This is a genomic window from Lutimaribacter pacificus, assembly GCF_900142185.1.
GTDB classification, from domain to species: Bacteria; Pseudomonadota; Alphaproteobacteria; order Rhodobacterales; family Rhodobacteraceae; genus Lutimaribacter; species Lutimaribacter pacificus.
Genome location: NZ_FQZZ01000006.1, coordinates 51,121 through 65,601 on the forward strand (window position 1 = coordinate 51,121; position 14,481 = coordinate 65,601).

At 64.3% G+C, this 14,481-nt stretch carries 15 protein-coding genes; 10 read left to right on the forward strand and 5 right to left on the reverse strand.

Translation table 11 applies throughout. From position 1 onward, the window contains the following. The first annotated feature begins 51 nt into the window (after positions 1 to 51). The gene (locus F3H87_RS15035; RefSeq protein WP_149787351.1) at positions 52 to 924 is read left to right on the forward strand and encodes a ribokinase; all 873 of its coding nucleotides are present in this window, start codon (positions 52 to 54) and stop codon (positions 922 to 924) included. Here the strand turns inward: F3H87_RS15035 and msrA are convergent. After that, complete coding sequence (msrA, locus tag F3H87_RS15040) at positions 921 to 1,583, reverse strand: peptide-methionine (S)-S-oxide reductase MsrA (protein ID WP_149787350.1); 663 nt, start codon at positions 1,581 to 1,583, stop codon at positions 921 to 923. The two genes, F3H87_RS15035 and msrA, sit on opposite strands and share 4 nt — an antisense overlap. Before the next feature lie 151 nt (positions 1,584 to 1,734). Here msrA and F3H87_RS15045 point away from each other — a divergent pair, with 151 nt between their 5' ends. Continuing rightward, positions 1,735 to 2,646 carry a D-amino acid aminotransferase gene (locus F3H87_RS15045; protein WP_149787349.1) on the forward strand — a complete coding sequence of 304 codons (912 nt, stop codon included), beginning with the start codon at positions 1,735 to 1,737 and terminating at the stop codon, positions 2,644 to 2,646. After that, positions 2,643 to 3,365, forward strand: coding sequence for a sulfotransferase-like domain-containing protein (locus F3H87_RS15050; protein ID WP_149787348.1), 723 nt, complete (start codon positions 2,643 to 2,645; stop codon positions 3,363 to 3,365). The genes F3H87_RS15045 and F3H87_RS15050 overlap by 4 nt, the downstream gene beginning before the upstream one ends. 3 nt (positions 3,366 to 3,368) lie before the next feature. Here the strand turns inward: F3H87_RS15050 and F3H87_RS15055 are convergent, their stop codons facing one another. Together F3H87_RS15055 and F3H87_RS15060 are read right to left on the reverse strand one after the other, a co-directional pair. Further along, the gene (locus tag F3H87_RS15055; protein ID WP_149787347.1) at positions 3,369 to 3,650 is read right to left on the reverse strand and encodes an SCP2 sterol-binding domain-containing protein; all 282 of its coding nucleotides are present in this window, start codon (positions 3,648 to 3,650) and stop codon (positions 3,369 to 3,371) included. Between the two features lie 79 nt (positions 3,651 to 3,729). Continuing rightward, positions 3,730 to 4,956, reverse strand: coding sequence for an argininosuccinate synthase (locus tag F3H87_RS15060; RefSeq protein WP_149787346.1), 1,227 nt, complete (start codon positions 4,954 to 4,956; stop codon positions 3,730 to 3,732). A 132-nt stretch (positions 4,957 to 5,088) separates the two neighbouring features. On the opposite strand from F3H87_RS15060, the gene ilvA reads away from it, so the two are divergent. Beyond that, positions 5,089 to 6,327, forward strand: a complete 1,239-nt coding sequence (gene ilvA, locus F3H87_RS15065; protein WP_149787345.1) for a threonine ammonia-lyase IlvA — start codon at positions 5,089 to 5,091, stop codon at positions 6,325 to 6,327. Here the strand turns inward: ilvA and F3H87_RS15070 are convergent. Continuing rightward, positions 6,324 to 6,647 (reverse strand): Hpt domain-containing protein, encoded by a 324-nt coding sequence (locus F3H87_RS15070; RefSeq protein WP_149787344.1) that lies wholly within the window; start codon positions 6,645 to 6,647, stop codon positions 6,324 to 6,326. The two genes, ilvA and F3H87_RS15070, sit on opposite strands and share 4 nt — an antisense overlap. 148 nt (positions 6,648 to 6,795) lie before the next feature. Here F3H87_RS15070 and F3H87_RS15075 point away from each other — a divergent pair, with 148 nt between their 5' ends. Then, the gene (locus tag F3H87_RS15075) at positions 6,796 to 8,064 is read left to right on the forward strand and encodes a PP2C family protein-serine/threonine phosphatase (protein WP_149787343.1); all 1,269 of its coding nucleotides are present in this window, start codon (positions 6,796 to 6,798) and stop codon (positions 8,062 to 8,064) included. A 3-nt stretch (positions 8,065 to 8,067) separates the two neighbouring features. Here F3H87_RS15075 and F3H87_RS15080 read toward each other — a convergent pair whose 3' ends face one another. Next, positions 8,068 to 8,505, reverse strand: a complete 438-nt coding sequence (locus F3H87_RS15080; RefSeq protein WP_149787342.1) for an NUDIX hydrolase — start codon at positions 8,503 to 8,505, stop codon at positions 8,068 to 8,070. A 76-nt stretch (positions 8,506 to 8,581) separates the two neighbouring features. Between F3H87_RS15080 and hslO the strand changes: the two genes are divergently transcribed. Genes hslO through F3H87_RS15105 form a run of 5 tightly spaced genes read left to right on the forward strand, consistent with a single transcriptional unit; the run spans position 8,582 to position 14,457 of the window. Next, positions 8,582 to 9,577, forward strand: coding sequence for an Hsp33 family molecular chaperone HslO (gene hslO, locus F3H87_RS15085; protein ID WP_149787341.1), 996 nt, complete (start codon positions 8,582 to 8,584; stop codon positions 9,575 to 9,577). Next, entirely contained in the window at positions 9,564 to 10,166 is a 603-nt protein-coding gene (locus F3H87_RS15090; protein ID WP_223228089.1) for a CoA pyrophosphatase, read from the forward strand. Before hslO ends, F3H87_RS15090 begins: the two co-directional genes overlap by 14 nt. Further along, on the forward strand, positions 10,166 to 11,314 hold the full coding sequence (locus F3H87_RS15095) for a CCA tRNA nucleotidyltransferase (RefSeq protein WP_149787340.1): 1,149 nt from the start codon (positions 10,166 to 10,168) through the stop codon (positions 11,312 to 11,314). The genes F3H87_RS15090 and F3H87_RS15095 overlap by 1 nt, the downstream gene beginning before the upstream one ends. Positions 11,315 to 11,359: 45 nt before the next feature. Then, the gene (locus F3H87_RS15100) at positions 11,360 to 13,195 is read left to right on the forward strand and encodes an ABC transporter ATP-binding protein (RefSeq protein ID WP_188129171.1); all 1,836 of its coding nucleotides are present in this window, start codon (positions 11,360 to 11,362) and stop codon (positions 13,193 to 13,195) included. A gap of 38 nt (positions 13,196 to 13,233) precedes the next feature. After that, positions 13,234 to 14,457 carry a class I SAM-dependent RNA methyltransferase gene (locus tag F3H87_RS15105; protein WP_149787339.1) on the forward strand — a complete coding sequence of 408 codons (1,224 nt, stop codon included), beginning with the start codon at positions 13,234 to 13,236 and terminating at the stop codon, positions 14,455 to 14,457. Positions 14,458 to 14,481: the final 24 nt, after the last annotated feature.

The window sequence follows — 14,481 nt, forward strand, 5'->3', positions numbered from 1 at the left end:
CGCTTGCGCCCTGTCCCGGCTGTTGTAGCGTCGGGGCAGGGGGGGTGCCGCATGACCATCTATAACCTGGGTTCGATCAACGCCGATCATTTTTATGCCGTGCCGCATCTGCCGGGCGCGGGGGAAACGCTTGCCGCCATGACGCTTGCGACCGGGTTGGGCGGCAAGGGGGCGAACCAGTCGGTCGCCGCAGCACGGGCGGGGGCCGACGTTGTGCATATCGGCGCGGTCGGCCCCGATGGCGGCTGGGCGGTCGACAGGCTGGCGCAATATGGTGTGGGCACGGAGCGGATCGCGCGGATCGGCACGCCCACCGGACATGCAATCATCTGTGTCGATCCGGCGGGCGAGAACCAGATCATTCTCTATCCCGGCGCGAATTGTGCCCTGACGTCCGATCAGCTGACCGTTCTGGATGCGGCGGGGCCGGGTGACTGGCTGATGCTTCAGAACGAAACCAACCTACAGCAAGAGGCGGCAGAACGGGCGCGGGCGAACGGCGTGAAAACCGCCTATTCCGGCGCGCCTTTCGACGTGGCTGCGGTGCAGGCGATGTTGCCCCATACCGATCTTCTGCTGCTCAACGCGGTCGAGGCGCGGCAACTGGCGCAGGCGCTGGGCTTGGTGGTCGGTGATTTGCCCGTGTCGCAGATCGTCGTGACAAAGGGTGCCGACGGGGCGGAATGGCATGGCACAGGGTCAGGCGAAACGGTCTCGATTCCCGCCTGTCCGGTGGTGCCTGTCGATACGACCGGGGCGGGCGACACCTTTGCGGGATACATGGTTGCGGGCCTGTCCCAGGGGTTGGTGCCCGAGGCCGCGTTGCGGCTTGCGTCGGCTGCCGCCGCAATAAAGGTCACGCGCGCGGGAACGGCCGATGCGATCCCCGCGCGGGATGAGGTCGATACCTTTCTGGCGGGTTAACCGGCAAAGGGCGCGCTGCCGCCCCACAACTGGCGAATCCGCTGATCCCGGCCGCAGGCATCGCGATACCGCTTATAGGCTTTCGATTGCTTGATCGGGCCGAACCGGGTCAGGACCCGGTTGTCGCCCTTGTAGTAATCCTGGTGATAGTCCTCGGCCTTGTAGAACTGCTTTGCGTTCAGGACCGGTGTCACGATTTTCTGGCCCAGCTCTTTCTCCGCCTCAGCGATCACCTGTTGCGCAAGCTGCTTTTCCGCCGGGTCAGAGACGAATATCGCCGTGCGATAACTGTCGCCCCGGTCGCAGAACTGGCCGCCGGCATCGGTCGGATCGACCGACCGCAGGAACATCGTCAGAAGCTGCTCACGCTGCACCTGCGCGGGGTCGAACATGATCTGGACCGCCTCGTAATGGCCGGTTCCGCCGCGTGTCACGTCCTTGTAGGTGGGGTTTTTCAGCGTGCCGCCGGTATAGCCCGAAACGACCTCTTTCACGCCCTTCACCTTTTCGAAATCGGCCTCGACGCACCAGAAACAGCCACCCGCGACGGTCAGAACCTGCGTGTCCGCGGCGCGTGCTTCGGTGCAATGGGCAATCCAGCCCAGGGCGATGGCAAAGGCCAGCGTGATGCTTTTCAGATGTGCCAGACGTGATGTCATGGATTTGCCCTCCGAAATGATGGCTGCAGGGTGCGCGCAAACACGGCGTCAGCAAAGCCCCTGCAACGCGATGTCACGCAACGGTGACGCCGTGTGAGGGGCTTTTCCCGCGCGGCGTGCCGGTCTAGCGTTGCGGGAAGCGGAGCATATTATGACCGATCACGTCACCACCCATCAGGCCGAAGACGACGCGCGCAACGAATCCATAAAGATCTGGCTGAACGGCCGGCTTGTGCCGAGAGCCGAGGCGACGGTCAGCGTCTATGACAGCGGCTTCATGCTGGGCGACGGCGTGTGGGAGGGGTTGCGGCTGTATGACAATCGCTGGGCCTTTATCGCCGAACATATGGACCGCCTGTTCGAGGCCGCAAAAGCCATTGACCTGGATATCGGCATGACCCGCGATCAGGTGATTTCAGCCATAACAGAAACACAACAGGCCAATGGCATGACGGATGACGCCCATGCCCGCCTGATGGTGACGCGGGGCGTCAAGACACGGCCGTTCCAGCACCCCGCGCTCAGCCGGCAGGGGCCGACTGTCGCGATCATCATGGAGCATTCCCGCCCGTCGATCCCGCGCCCGATCCGTCTTGCCACCGTTCCGCATATCCGTGGCCTGCCGATGACGCAGGATCCGAAACTGAACAGCCACTCCAAGCTGAACTGCATCCTTGCCTGCATCGCCGCCGAAAAGGCGGGCGCCGACGAGGCGCTGATGCTGGATGTGCATGGGTTCGTGAACACGACCAATGCCTGCAATTTCTTTATCGTCCGCAAGGGCGCGGTTTGGACCAGCACGGGCGATTACTGCATGAACGGGATTACCCGGCAAAAGGTCATCGACCTCTGCCGCGCCAATGGCATCCCGGTTCACGAACGCAACTACAGCCTGGTCGATACCTATGGCGCGGATGAGGCATTTCTGACCGGCACGTTCGGCGCGCAGACGCCTGTGGGCGAAATCGACGGGCGGCAGATCGGCGACGGCCAGATGGGGCCGATGACGAAACGCCTCCGGTCGCTTTACAAGGATCTGGTCGCGCGGGACTGCGGCTCATGAAGATCGCCATGTGGAGCGGGCCGCGCAACCTGTCGACGGCGATGATGTATTCCTTTGCCGCGCGCGGCGATTGCGCCGTGGTGGATGAACCGTTTTATGCGGCCTACTTGGCGCGCACCGGGCTGGACCATCCGATGCGGGACGAGATTCTTGCCAGCCAGCCCACCGATCCCGCGCAGGTGGCCGCGATGCTTTCTGGCCCAAACCCTGCGGAAATGCCGCATTTCTACCAGAAACACATGTGCCAGCACATGATCGACGGTATTCCCCGCGACTGGATGGCGGATGTGGTCAACGTGCTCCTGATCCGCCACCCGGCGCGCGTGGTGGCCAGTTTCGGTGCGAAATACGAAAGCCCGACGCTGGCCGATATCGGTTTTGTCCAGCAGGCCGAGCTTTTCGAGTATTGCGTGGGGCTGGGGCAGAAGCCCGTGGTGATCGACAGCGCCGATATACGGCGCGATCCGCGCGATATGCTGCGAAAACTGTGCAGTATCATCGGCCTTTCCTGGACCGAAAAGATGCTGCACTGGCCCAAAGGCGGGCACAAGGACGATGGTATCTGGGCTCCGCATTGGTATGGCGCCGTTCACGACAGCACCGGCTTTGCCGCGGCCGAAGGCGACTTGCCCACCCTGTCCGGTGCGCTGTCAGATCTGGCTGGGCAGGCGATGCCCTATTATGCGGCGCTGTCCGAGTGGCGGATTGCGCCGGAATAGGGCCTATTTCAGCAGCGATCCCAGCTTCATCGCCACGGCCGGGTTGCCGCTGACCTTCAGCTTGCCCATCATGACACCGGTCATCGGGTTCAGCTTGCCGCTGAGCAGCGCCTTGAGGTTCTCGGCGCTCAGCCGGATCGTGCAATCCGTTTCCCGATCTGTGGTCGAGGCGCGGTTATCCGCCAGAACCAGAACGCCGTCCTTGCCGCAATCGAATTTCAGAGAGCCGTCAAAACCCTGGCCTGCCAGGCCCTCGTTGATGCGTTCCGCGATGTCGTTCAGCATGATGCTTGCGCCTGAATTGAAAATGCCCACCTGATCAGGCGGGCATTTCGGTAAATTCGCAAGGGTGACGTGGGTTCCCTTACCCTTTCAGCCGCCGGTTCCGCGCCGCCAGCAGCTTCAGCCGCAGCGCGTTCAGCTGGATAAAGCCCTGCGCATCCTTCTGGTCATAGGCACCGGCGTCGTCCTCGAATGTCACATGTGCCTCGGAATACAGCGAATGATCCGACCAGCGGCCGACGGTGCGCGCCAGCCCCTTGTAGAGCTTCAGCCGGACGGTGCCGGTCACATGTTCCTGGCTCTTGTCGATCAGGGCCTGCAGCATTTCGCGTTCGGGGCTGAACCAGAAGCCGTTATAGATCAGCTCGGCATAACGCGGCATGATCGAATCCTTCAGGTGGCCCGCGCCGGAATCCAGCGTGATCTGTTCGATCCCGCGATGCGCCTCAAGCAGGATGGTCCCGCCCGGCGTTTCGTAGATGCCACGCGATTTCATACCCACGAAACGGTTTTCCACGAAATCCAGCCGCCCGATCCCGTGGGTTTTGCCATAGGCGTTCAGCGCGGTCAGGATCGTGGCGGGGCTCATCGCCTCGCCGTTGATCGCCACGGCATCGCCTTTTTCAAAGGTGATTTCGATATATTCCGGCGTGTCCGGCGCGTCCTCGGGGTTGTCGGTGCGCTGATAGACGTAATCGGGCGCGTCCTGTGCCGGGTCTTCCAGCACCTTGCCTTCGGACGAGGTGTGCAACAGGTTGGCATCCACGCTGAACGGGGCCTCGCCGCGCTTGTCCCTGGCGATGGGGATCTGGTTTTTCTCGGCAAAATCGATCAGCCTGGTGCGGCTGGTCAGATCCCATTCGCGCCAGGGGGCGATCACCTTGATATCGGGGTTCAGCGCATAGGCCGACAGTTCGAACCGGACCTGATCGTTACCCTTGCCGGTCGCGCCGTGCGACACAGCATCGGCGCCGGTTTCGGCGGCGATTTCCACCAGCCGCTTGGAAATCAGGGGTCGCGCGATCGACGTGCCGAGCAGATACAGGCCCTCATACAGCGCATTCGCGCGAAACATCGGAAAGACGAAATCGCGCACGAATTCTTCGCGGATATCTTCGATATAGATGTTCCCGGGCTTGATCCCCAGCATTTCGGCCTTCTTGCGGGCGGGCTCCAGCTCTTCGCCCTGGCCCAGGTCGGCGGTGAATGTCACCACCTCGCAGCCATATTCGGTTTGCAGCCATTTCAGGATGATCGAGGTGTCGAGGCCGCCGGAATAGGCCAGCACGACTTTCTTGGGCGCGGACATGGAACTCTCCAAGGAATTTTGGTTCGCCACCGCCTAGCGCCTTTACGCGAGGGACGCAACATCGGGCGATGTGCGCAAGAATACCGCGCAGCCGTCTTGCCAAGGCGCGATTTGCCCGCCATCACGGGGCCTATGACAAGTTTTCAGGATATGGCCCGCGTGGCCGAGCGCGCCATGCGCGAGGTGTTCGCCGAAACGCCGCTGCAGCTCAATGCCCATCTGAGCGATCGGTTCGGCGCGGAAATCTGGCTGAAGCGCGAGGATCTGACGCCGGTGCGGTCCTACAAGCTGCGCGGGGCGTTCAATGCCATGCGCAAGGTGCTGGAGGCACATCCCGACCAGCAGGTATTCGTATGTGCCAGCGCCGGCAACCACGCGCAGGGCGTGGCCTATATGTGCCGCCATTTCGGCGTGCGTGGCGTGATCTTCATGCCGGTGACGACGCCGCAGCAGAAGATTCAGAAAACCCAGATCTTCGGCGGCGATGCCGTGGAAATCCGTCTGACCGGCGATTTCTTCGACGACACGCTGGCCGAGTCGCAGACATTCTGCGCCGCCGAGGGCGCACATTTCCTTGCGCCTTTCGACGATGACGACGTGATCGAGGGACAGGCCAGCGTTGCGGTGGAAATGGCCGTGCAGATGGGCGGTGCACCCGATCACATCATCCTGCCCGTGGGGGGCGGGGGCCTCAGCGCCGGGGTGCGCGCGTTCTTCGGGCCGCGTTGCCAATATACCTTCGTGGAGCCCGCCGGCGGGCGCAGCCTTTATGCCGCGGTGCAGGCGGGCGAGCCCGTGACGCTGGACCGGGTGGACAGTTTCGTCGATGGCGCGGCGGTGGCGCGGATCGGGGAAAAGCCGTTTGAAAAGCTGCACGATATCGACGCGGCCGACGTGATCGCGGCGCCCGAGAACCGTATTTGCGGCACGATGCTGGAAATGCTGAATGTCGAGGGCATCGTGCTGGAGCCCGCGGGCGCGCTGGCCGTGGATGCGCTGGTGGACATCGCCGACCGGATCAGGGGCAAGCGGGTTGTCTGCATCACGTCGGGCGGGAATTTCGATTTCGAACGCCTGCCCGAGGTCAAGGAACGGTCGATGAACTGGCAGGGCTTGAAAAAGTATTTCATCCTTCGCCTGCCGCAGCGCCCCGGCGCGCTGCGCGATTTCCTCGATCTGTTGGGGCCGAACGACAACATTACGCGGTTCGAGTATCTGAAGAAGAATTCGCGCAATTTCGGGTCGGTCCTGATCGGGATCGAAACCAATGCCGCCGGGAATTTCCCCAGCCTGTTCGACCGCGTGAACAAGCGTGGCTTTGCCTTCCGCGACGTGACCAAAGACGAAATCCTGGCCGATTTCCTGATCTAGGGGGGGTCCGGCCCGTTCAGGAATGCGCGATGCGAAGCGTGATAACAGGCGAGGATCGCGGCGATATCCACCTGTTCGGCTTGCCCGTTCGCGCATTGGTTTTCCCCATGCTGACAGAGGGCCGAGAATGCGCCGAAGCCGAGATTGAGTGCGCAGCCTTTGAGGAAATGCAGCTCGGAATCCAGAGCCGCCCTGTCAGGCCCGACGCGCAGACGCGTGATACCCTCTTCGATCTCTTCGAGGAACAGCGCGACGATTTCGTCGAAACCATCTGCGCCGACATCGTCGCGCAGCGTGTCGAGCCGTGCCCAGTCAATCATGCAATCCCTCATGCGGGTCAGGATCGGCGGCAGAGGTTAATAAAACCTGTTCCTCGTCATGCCGGAAACCACGCATTTTAGCCTTCAGCTTTCGTTAGCGTCCGGCGGTGCAAAAGGGGGCGAATGACGGAAACGAAAGGCGGGATCGGTGCAGGCGCCCCCCATCAGGCTGGACGCAAGGATACCCGGCGATGCCGGGCCGTTGCGTGTGCTGGTCGTGGATGACAGCCGGGCGCAGCGCCGTATCCTCGTGGCATCGCTCGGCCAGTGGGGCTTTGACGTGGTTGAGGCGGATTCAGGCCATTCCGCGCTGGAACAGTGTCTGATCCGGCCCCCCGACCTGGTGCTCAGCGACTGGATGATGCCGGGCATGGACGGGCTGGAATTCTGCCGGCGGTTTCGCGGGATGCGGCGTGACAGCTACGGGTATTTCATCCTGCTGACATCCAGGACCGAAAAGGAATCGGTCACGCGGGGCCTCGATTGCGGGGCCGACGATTTCCTGACCAAGCCGGTCGATACGGCCGAGTTGCGCGCGCGTATCAATGCCGGGCAGCGCGTGCTGAGGATGGAACGGGAATTGCAGGCGAAATCCGAGCGGCTTGCCGGTGCGCTGGACGAATTGCAGGGGCTTTACGACGCGATCGACCGCGATCTGGTACAGGCGCGCAAGATACAGGAGTCGCTGGTGCCCGAACGGTTCCGCGCCTTCGGGCCGACGCAGGTATCCATGCTGCTAAAGCCCTGCGGCCATGTCGGTGGCGATCTGGTGGGGCTGTTTTGCCCGGGCGAGAACCGGATCGGGCTCTATTCGATCGACGTGTCGGGGCATGGAATCACCTCGGCGCTGATGACCGCGCGCATCGCCAGCTATCTGAGCGGCCGGTTTCTGAATCAGAACATTGCCCTGCAGCGCCGGCTGGAGCGGTTCTTTGTCATGCGCCCCCCGGGCGAGGTGGCGCGCATCCTCAACGACCGCCTGCTGTCCGACGCCGGGGTCGAGGAGTATTTCACGATGGTCTACGCCACGATTGATCTGCGATCGGGGATGGCCCGCATGGTGCAGGCCGGGCACCCGCACCCGGTGTTGCAGCGTGCCGACGGACGGGTCGAGTTTCTGGGCGAGGGCGGGTTGCCGATCGGGCTGATTGCCGGGGCGCAATACAGGTGTTTCGAGGTTGCGATGATTCCGGGGGACAGGTTGCTTTTGTATTCCGACGGCTTCACCGAAAGCGAGGACGGCGCCGGTGCCATGCTGGGTGAGGACGGGCTGGCGCAGATGCTGGCGCACCATTCGGGACGCAGCGGCCCGGAACTGTTGGATGACATGTTCTGGACCCTGCACCAGCGCGAAGGCGGCACAAGGATGGCCGACGATGTATCGGCGGTTCTTCTGGATTATTTCGGGCCGGAATAGGCCCTAAACGGCAAAACGCGCCACGAAACTCCGGTCACCGCTGTTGCCCAGTTCCCGCGCGGCCACGCGCGGGCTTGCCCAGACCGTGCTGTGCCAGGGTTCGGTCGGCGGGCCAAGCGGGCGCACAGGGCGGGCCATGTAGATCGTGCACAGCTTTTCCGCCCAGAAATCATATTCCGGCATGAAGACGAAACGCCGGAACGCACCCAGCCGGCGCGGCGCCGAGATACTCCAGCCGGTTTCCTCGTATACCTCGCGGTGAAGTGCGGCCAGGGGCGATTCGCCCGGATCGACCCCGCCGCCGGGCAACTGAAGCTCGGGCACGGGCGATTCTTGAAAGGTCAGCAAAAGGTCGCCGCCATGCGGCAGGATGGCGTATACGCCGGGGCGCAGGCGGTATTTTATGTCGGATCGCGGCGTTGGGCCGAAACGCGGGATCATGGCGACCTCCTTGGACACTGCCTTGCGGCACCTATATGGAGGCGGTATGCCAAGACAAGGCGCCAAAGGAAATCCCATGACCATCGGATCGAAACTCGCCTGGGACGACGTGATCCTGCCGTTCCAGCTGGACAACTCGGATATGCGCGGCCGCGTGGTGCGGCTTGACGGGGTGCTGGACGGCATCCTGAAGCAGCACGATTATCCCCCGCAGGTCGAGGCGCTGGTCGCGGAAATGGCCCTGCTGACCGCGCTGATCGGCCAGACGATCAAGCTGCGCTGGAAGCTGTCCCTGCAGGTGCAGTCCAAGGGTCCGGTGCGGATGATCGCCACCGATTATTTCGGCCCGCAGAAAGAGGGGGAGCCCGCCCGCATCCGTGCCTATGCCAGCTACGATGCCGACAGGCTTGGCCGGGGTGCGCCTTTCAACCAGGTGGGTGAGGGGTATTTTGCGATCCTGATCGACCAGGGCAAGGGCACCACACCCTATCAGGGCATCACGCCGCTTGCCGGCGGCTCGCTTGCCTCCTGTGCCGAGGCGTATTTCGCCCAGTCCGAACAACTGCCCACACGATTTTCCCTGTCCTTCGGCAAATCGACCGAGAAGGGCGGTGTCGAACATTGGCGCGCGGGTGGGATCATGTTGCAGCACATGCCCAAGGCGTCGCCGCATGTATCCGGTGGCGGTTCGGGCGAGGGCGGGTTGCTCAGCGCATCCGATGTGGTTTCGGACGATGACCGCGACGACTGGAACCGCGTGAACATCCTGCTCGATACCGTGGACGATCTGGAGCTGATCGGGCCCAGTGTCACCTCGACCGACCTTCTGGTGCGCCTGTTCCACGAGGAACAGCCGCGCGTTTTCGATGCACAGGCCGTGCGGTTCGGCTGCACCTGCTCCGAGGACCGGGTGCGGCAAAGCCTGTCGATCTATTCTGCCAGGGACATCGAAAAGATGACGACGGATAAGGGGCGGGTGACCGCCGATTGCCAGTTCTGCGGCGCGCATTACGATCTGGACCCCGCGACGCTGGGGTTCGAGGCGTCCAGGGGGCCGGATCAGGGTGAGTGATCCGCTGGACCCCATAATCGCGGCTTTGGGCCGAAATAGTGCCGCATCGTCGGATTTCGATCTGAACCCCGACACTGTCTTGCCCCAGGGGCGCGTGTTGCGCCCTGCCGGTGTTCTGGTGGGGTTGCTGACGCGGCCGCAAGGTGTGCAGGTGATCCTGACCAAGCGGGCCAGCCACCTCAAGCATCATCCGGGGCAGATCGCCTTGCCCGGCGGCAAGGTCGATCCCGGCGATACGGACGAGGTGGCCGCCGCCCTGCGCGAGGCGCATGAGGAAATCGGTCTGGACCCCGCGAATACCGAGGTGTTGGGCACGCTGCCCAGCCACGAAACCGTCACGTCGTTTCGCGTGACGCCGGTGATCGCCCGGATTTATGAACCGTTCGATTTCCGGCCGGAACCGGGCGAGGTCGACGAGGTGTTCGAGGTGCCTTTGGCCCATGTCACCGATCCCGCGCAGTTCAATATCCAGTCGCGGCGCTGGCGGGGCACGATGCGGCACTATTTCACCGTACCCTGGGGTCCCTACTATATCTGGGGTGCGACTGCGCGTATCCTGCGCGGGCTGGCGGACCGGATGCAGGATTGATGCGGATCACCGACGAATGGCTGAACGAACCGGGCTTGCAACGCATCTTTGCGTTGCTTGAAGATGCGGGCCATCACGCGCTTTTGGTGGGCGGCTGCGTGCGCAACGCATTGCTGGGCGTGCCGGTGTCGGACATGGATATCGCCACCGATGCCCGGCCCGAACGGGTGATGGACCTGGCCGCGGCGGCGGGGATCAGGGCGGTGCCCACCGGGATCGAGCACGGCACCGTGACGCTGGTGGAAAACGGTATCCCGCATGAGGTGACGACCTTTCGCCGCGACGTGGAAACCGATGGGCGGCGTGCGGTCGTGGCCTTTGCCGATGACGTGGCCGAGGACGCAGGAAGGCGCGATTTCACGATGAACGCGCTTTATGCCCGCGCCGATGGCACGGTCATCGACCCGCTGGGCGGGTTGCCCGATCTGCAGGCGCGGCGCGTGCGGTTCATCGAAAACCCCGAACAACGCATACGCGAGGACTACCTGCGTATCCTGCGGTTCTTCCGGTTTCATGCCTTCTATGGAGATCCGCAGGGCGGATTGGACGCCGATGCGCTGGCCGCGATTGCCGCGAACCTCGACGGGCTGCCGATGCTGTCGCGGGAAAGGGTGGGGACCGAGCTGCTCAGGCTGCTGGCGGCGCCCGATCCCGCGCCGTCGGTTGCGGCAATGCGGTCTGCCGGCGTTCTGGGGGTGGTTTTGCCTGGCGCGGATGACACCGCCCTTGCCCCGCTGGTGCATCTTGAAGGGGCGGCCGGGGCCGCGCCCGATGCGATCCGCCGCCTGACCGCGCTGGGTGGTGACGACGTCGAGGACCGGCTGCGGCTGTCCAAGGCCGATGCCCGGCGGCTTGCCCTTTATCGGGCCGAAACAGGCTCTGTTTCGACCGCATCCGCGCTTGGATATCGCCACGGGGCTGCGGCTGCGCGCGATATCCTGCTGCTGCGGGCGGCGCTGCTGTCCCAGCCGCTTGACCCCGAGGAGCTTTCGGCGGCCGATACCGGGGCCCGGCAGGTTTTTCCGGTCAAGGCCGCGGATCTGTTGCCCGGGCTTCAGGGTCCCGCGCTGGGCGCGCATCTTAAGGAACTCGAAGAGCGCTGGATCGCCTCGGGCTTTGCGCTGACGCGCGACCAGCTCTTGCATTGACGCCGGGGTTGTAAGCGCCACTATTCACCGGGTCAGCTCAGGAGCATCCAGTTGCAACATCTGATCAATCCCTTTGCCCATGCCGATGGCCCGCCGCCGCAAACGCTGTGGCGGTTCATGGGCTGGGCGTTGCGCGGGTCGCGGCCGGTGCTGATCATTGCCACGCTGGCCTCGGCCCTGGCCGGCGTGATGGAGGCGGGCACCGCGCTGATTCTGGGATGGGTGGTCGACGGGGCGGTCGATGCCGGGCGCGATGTGTTCCTGTCCCCGGGGAACATCGCCCTGCTTGCCGGTGCCGTGGCGTTTTTCATGATCGCGCGGCCGCTGGCCTTTGGCCTGTCCTCGGCCGCCAATTCGATGCTGGTCCAGCCCAACGTCAACCCGCTGGTCCTGTCTCGGCTGCATCGCTGGACGCTGGGGCAGGCGGTGCGGTTCTTTGACGACGATTTCGCCGGGCGCATCGCGCAAAAGCAGATGCAGACGGCCCGCGCGATCACCGATGTGGTGTCCGAGGCGATCAACGTGGTGGCCTTTGCGCTGGCCTCGCTTGCCGGGTCGGTTGCGTTGCTTGCGGCGATCGACGGGCGGGTGGCGCTGGCCTTTCTGGGCTGGCTTTGTGTCTATTTCCTGACGATCCGCTGGTTCCTGCCGCGCGTGCGCAAACGGGCCGGGCGCCGTGCCGGCGCGCGGGCGCATGTGTCGGGGCAGATCGTCGATACGATCACCAATATCAAGACGGTCAAGCTGTTTGCCCATGACAGCCACGAAGACCGCGCCGCGCTGGGCGCGATGCAGGCGTTTCGCAATACCGCGCTGGATTTCGGGCGGCTGGCGGCCGGGTTCCGGCTGGCGCTGATGACGCTGGCCGGTATCCTGCCGGTGCTGCTGATCGGGCTGACGTTGTGGGACTGGTCGGCGGGACATGCCAGCGCTGGCGATATCGTGGCGGCCGGTGCCGTTTCGATCCGAATCGCGCAGATGACCGGCTGGGTCAGCTTTACGCTGATGACGATCTATTCCAACGTGGGCGAGGTCGAGGACGGGATGCGCACGCTAACCCCGCGCATACGGCTGGAGGACACGGCGCAAGCCACCGATCTGCGGGTCGATGCGGGCGAAATCCGGTTCGATCACGTCAGCTTTGCCTATGGGCGCGATGTCGGTGGCGTCGAAGATATCGACCTGACGGTGCATCCGGGCGAAAAGCTGGCCATCGTGGGTGCGTCGGGGGCGGGGAAATCAACGCTGGTATCGCTGTTGCTGCGCCTGCATCAGCCGGAACAGGGCCGTATCCTGATCGACGGGCAGGAGATCGGGCAGGTCACGCAGAAAAGCCTGCGCCGCGCGATCGGGATGGTCACGCAGGAAACCGCTATGTTCAACCGTTCGGCTCGCGACAACATCCTGTATGGCCGCCCCGACGCCAGCGAGGACGATATGATCGCCGCCGCCCGAAAGGCCGAGGCGCATGAGTTCATCCTCGGGATGCAGGATCACAAGGGCCGCAAGGGGTATGACGCGCATCTGGGCGAACGTGGCGTCAAGCTGTCGGGCGGGCAGCGGCAGCGTATCGCGCTGGCCCGCGCGATCCTCAAGGATGCGCCGATCCTTGTGCTGGACGAGGCGACATCGGCGCTCGATTCCGAGGTCGAGGCCGCGATTCAAACCGCGCTGGAACGTGTGATGGAGGGCAAGACCGTGCTGGCCATCGCGCACCGGCTTTCGACGATTTCGCAGATGGATCGCATTATCGTGCTGGATCAGGGTCGCATTGTCGAACAGGGCACCCATGATACCCTGCTGGCGAAAGACGGGCTTTACGCGCGGTACTGGAATCGCCAGTCGGGCGGTTTCATCGGGTTGAGCGACGCCGCCGAATAGGGCTTTGCCCGCGCCCCGGTGCACGCTATTTCCGCGATATGGAACGCCACGAAATTCAACGCCTGGGTCATCAGGGCGACGGGATCGCCGCCGGTCCCGTCTTTGTCCCGCTTACCCTGCCGGGTGAGCTGGTCGAGGGCACGCGCGACGGATCGCGCCTGACCGATGTCAGGATCGTCACGCCATCGCCCGACCGCGTAGCGCCGCCCTGCCGGCATTTCAAATCCTGCGGCGGATGCCTGTTGCAACATGCCAGCGATGTCTTCGTGTCCGACTGGAAGCTGGGCGTCGTGCGCACCGCGCTTGAGGCGCAGGGGCTGGTGGCCGATTTTCGCCCGGTCCATACCTCGCCCGCAAGCAGCCGCCGGCGCGCGGGGATTTCGGCGCGGCGCACGAAAAAGGGCGCCATTGCCGGCTTTCATGGCCGCGCCTCGGGCACCATCGTCGAAATACCCGATTGCCGGCTGATCCACCCCGATCTGAAGCCCGCACTGGCCGTCGCGGAACGGCTGGCGATTCTCGGCGGCAGCCGCAAGGGTGAGCTGAGCGTGCTGGCCACCCGCACACTGAACGGGCTGGACATTGCCGTGGCGGGCGGCAAGCCGCTGGACGGCCCCCTCCGCATGGCCCTTGCGCAAGAGGCCGAGGCATCGCGCCTTGCCCGCCTGTCCTGGGAGGACGAGGTGATCGCCACCCGCCTGCCTCCGACGCAAAGGATGGGCCGGGCCGAGGTGTCGCCGCCGCCGGGCGCGTTCCTTCAGGCGACCGCGGATGGCGAGGCGGCGCTGTTGTCGGCGGTGCAGGAAATCCTGGGCGATGCGCCGCGCGTGATCGACCTGTTCGCGGGCTGCGGCACCTTCGCCCTGCCGCTGGCCGAACGGGCCGAGGTGCACGCCGTCGAAGGATCGGCCGCGATGCTGGGCGCGCTGGACAAGGGGTGGCGCGGCGCTCAGGGGCTCAAGCGTGTCACCACCGAGGCGCGCGACCTGTTTCGCAACCCGGTCATTGCCGCGGATTTGCACCGATACGATGCCGCGGTGATCGACCCGCCGCGCGCCGGGGCCGAGACGCAGGTGGCCGAGCTGGCGCAAAGTGGGATTTGCGATATCGCCTTCGTGTCCTGCAATCCGGTGACCTTTGCCCGCGACGCCCGCGTGCTGGTCGATGCGGGCTGGCAACTGGACTGGGTGCAGGTGGTCGATCAATTCCGCTGGTCCAGCCATGTGGAGCTTGTCGCCCGGCTGACCGCGCCCCATATGTGAGCGCAAATTCCGGCGTTGAGGGGC

Coding starts and splice junctions, on each gene's coding strand:
- F3H87_RS15095 (WP_149787340.1), top strand. CDS start 10,166: ATGCGGATCACCGACGAATGGCTGAACGAACCGGGCTTGCAACGCATC.
- F3H87_RS15060 (WP_149787346.1), bottom strand. CDS start 4,956: ATGTCCGCGCCCAAGAAAGTCGTGCTGGCCTATTCCGGCGGCCTCGAC.
- F3H87_RS15045 (WP_149787349.1), top strand. CDS start 1,735: ATGACCGATCACGTCACCACCCATCAGGCCGAAGACGACGCGCGCAAC.
- msrA (WP_149787350.1), bottom strand. CDS start 1,583: ATGACATCACGTCTGGCACATCTGAAAAGCATCACGCTGGCCTTTGCC.
- F3H87_RS15105 (WP_149787339.1), top strand. CDS start 13,234: ATGGAACGCCACGAAATTCAACGCCTGGGTCATCAGGGCGACGGGATC.
- F3H87_RS15055 (WP_149787347.1), bottom strand. CDS start 3,650: ATGCTGAACGACATCGCGGAACGCATCAACGAGGGCCTGGCAGGCCAG.
- F3H87_RS15070 (WP_149787344.1), bottom strand. CDS start 6,647: ATGATTGACTGGGCACGGCTCGACACGCTGCGCGACGATGTCGGCGCA.
- F3H87_RS15080 (WP_149787342.1), bottom strand. CDS start 8,505: ATGATCCCGCGTTTCGGCCCAACGCCGCGATCCGACATAAAATACCGC.
- F3H87_RS15050 (WP_149787348.1), top strand. CDS start 2,643: ATGAAGATCGCCATGTGGAGCGGGCCGCGCAACCTGTCGACGGCGATG.
- hslO (WP_149787341.1), top strand. CDS start 8,582: ATGACCATCGGATCGAAACTCGCCTGGGACGACGTGATCCTGCCGTTC.
- F3H87_RS15035 (WP_149787351.1), top strand. CDS start 52: ATGACCATCTATAACCTGGGTTCGATCAACGCCGATCATTTTTATGCC.
- ilvA (WP_149787345.1), top strand. CDS start 5,089: ATGACAAGTTTTCAGGATATGGCCCGCGTGGCCGAGCGCGCCATGCGC.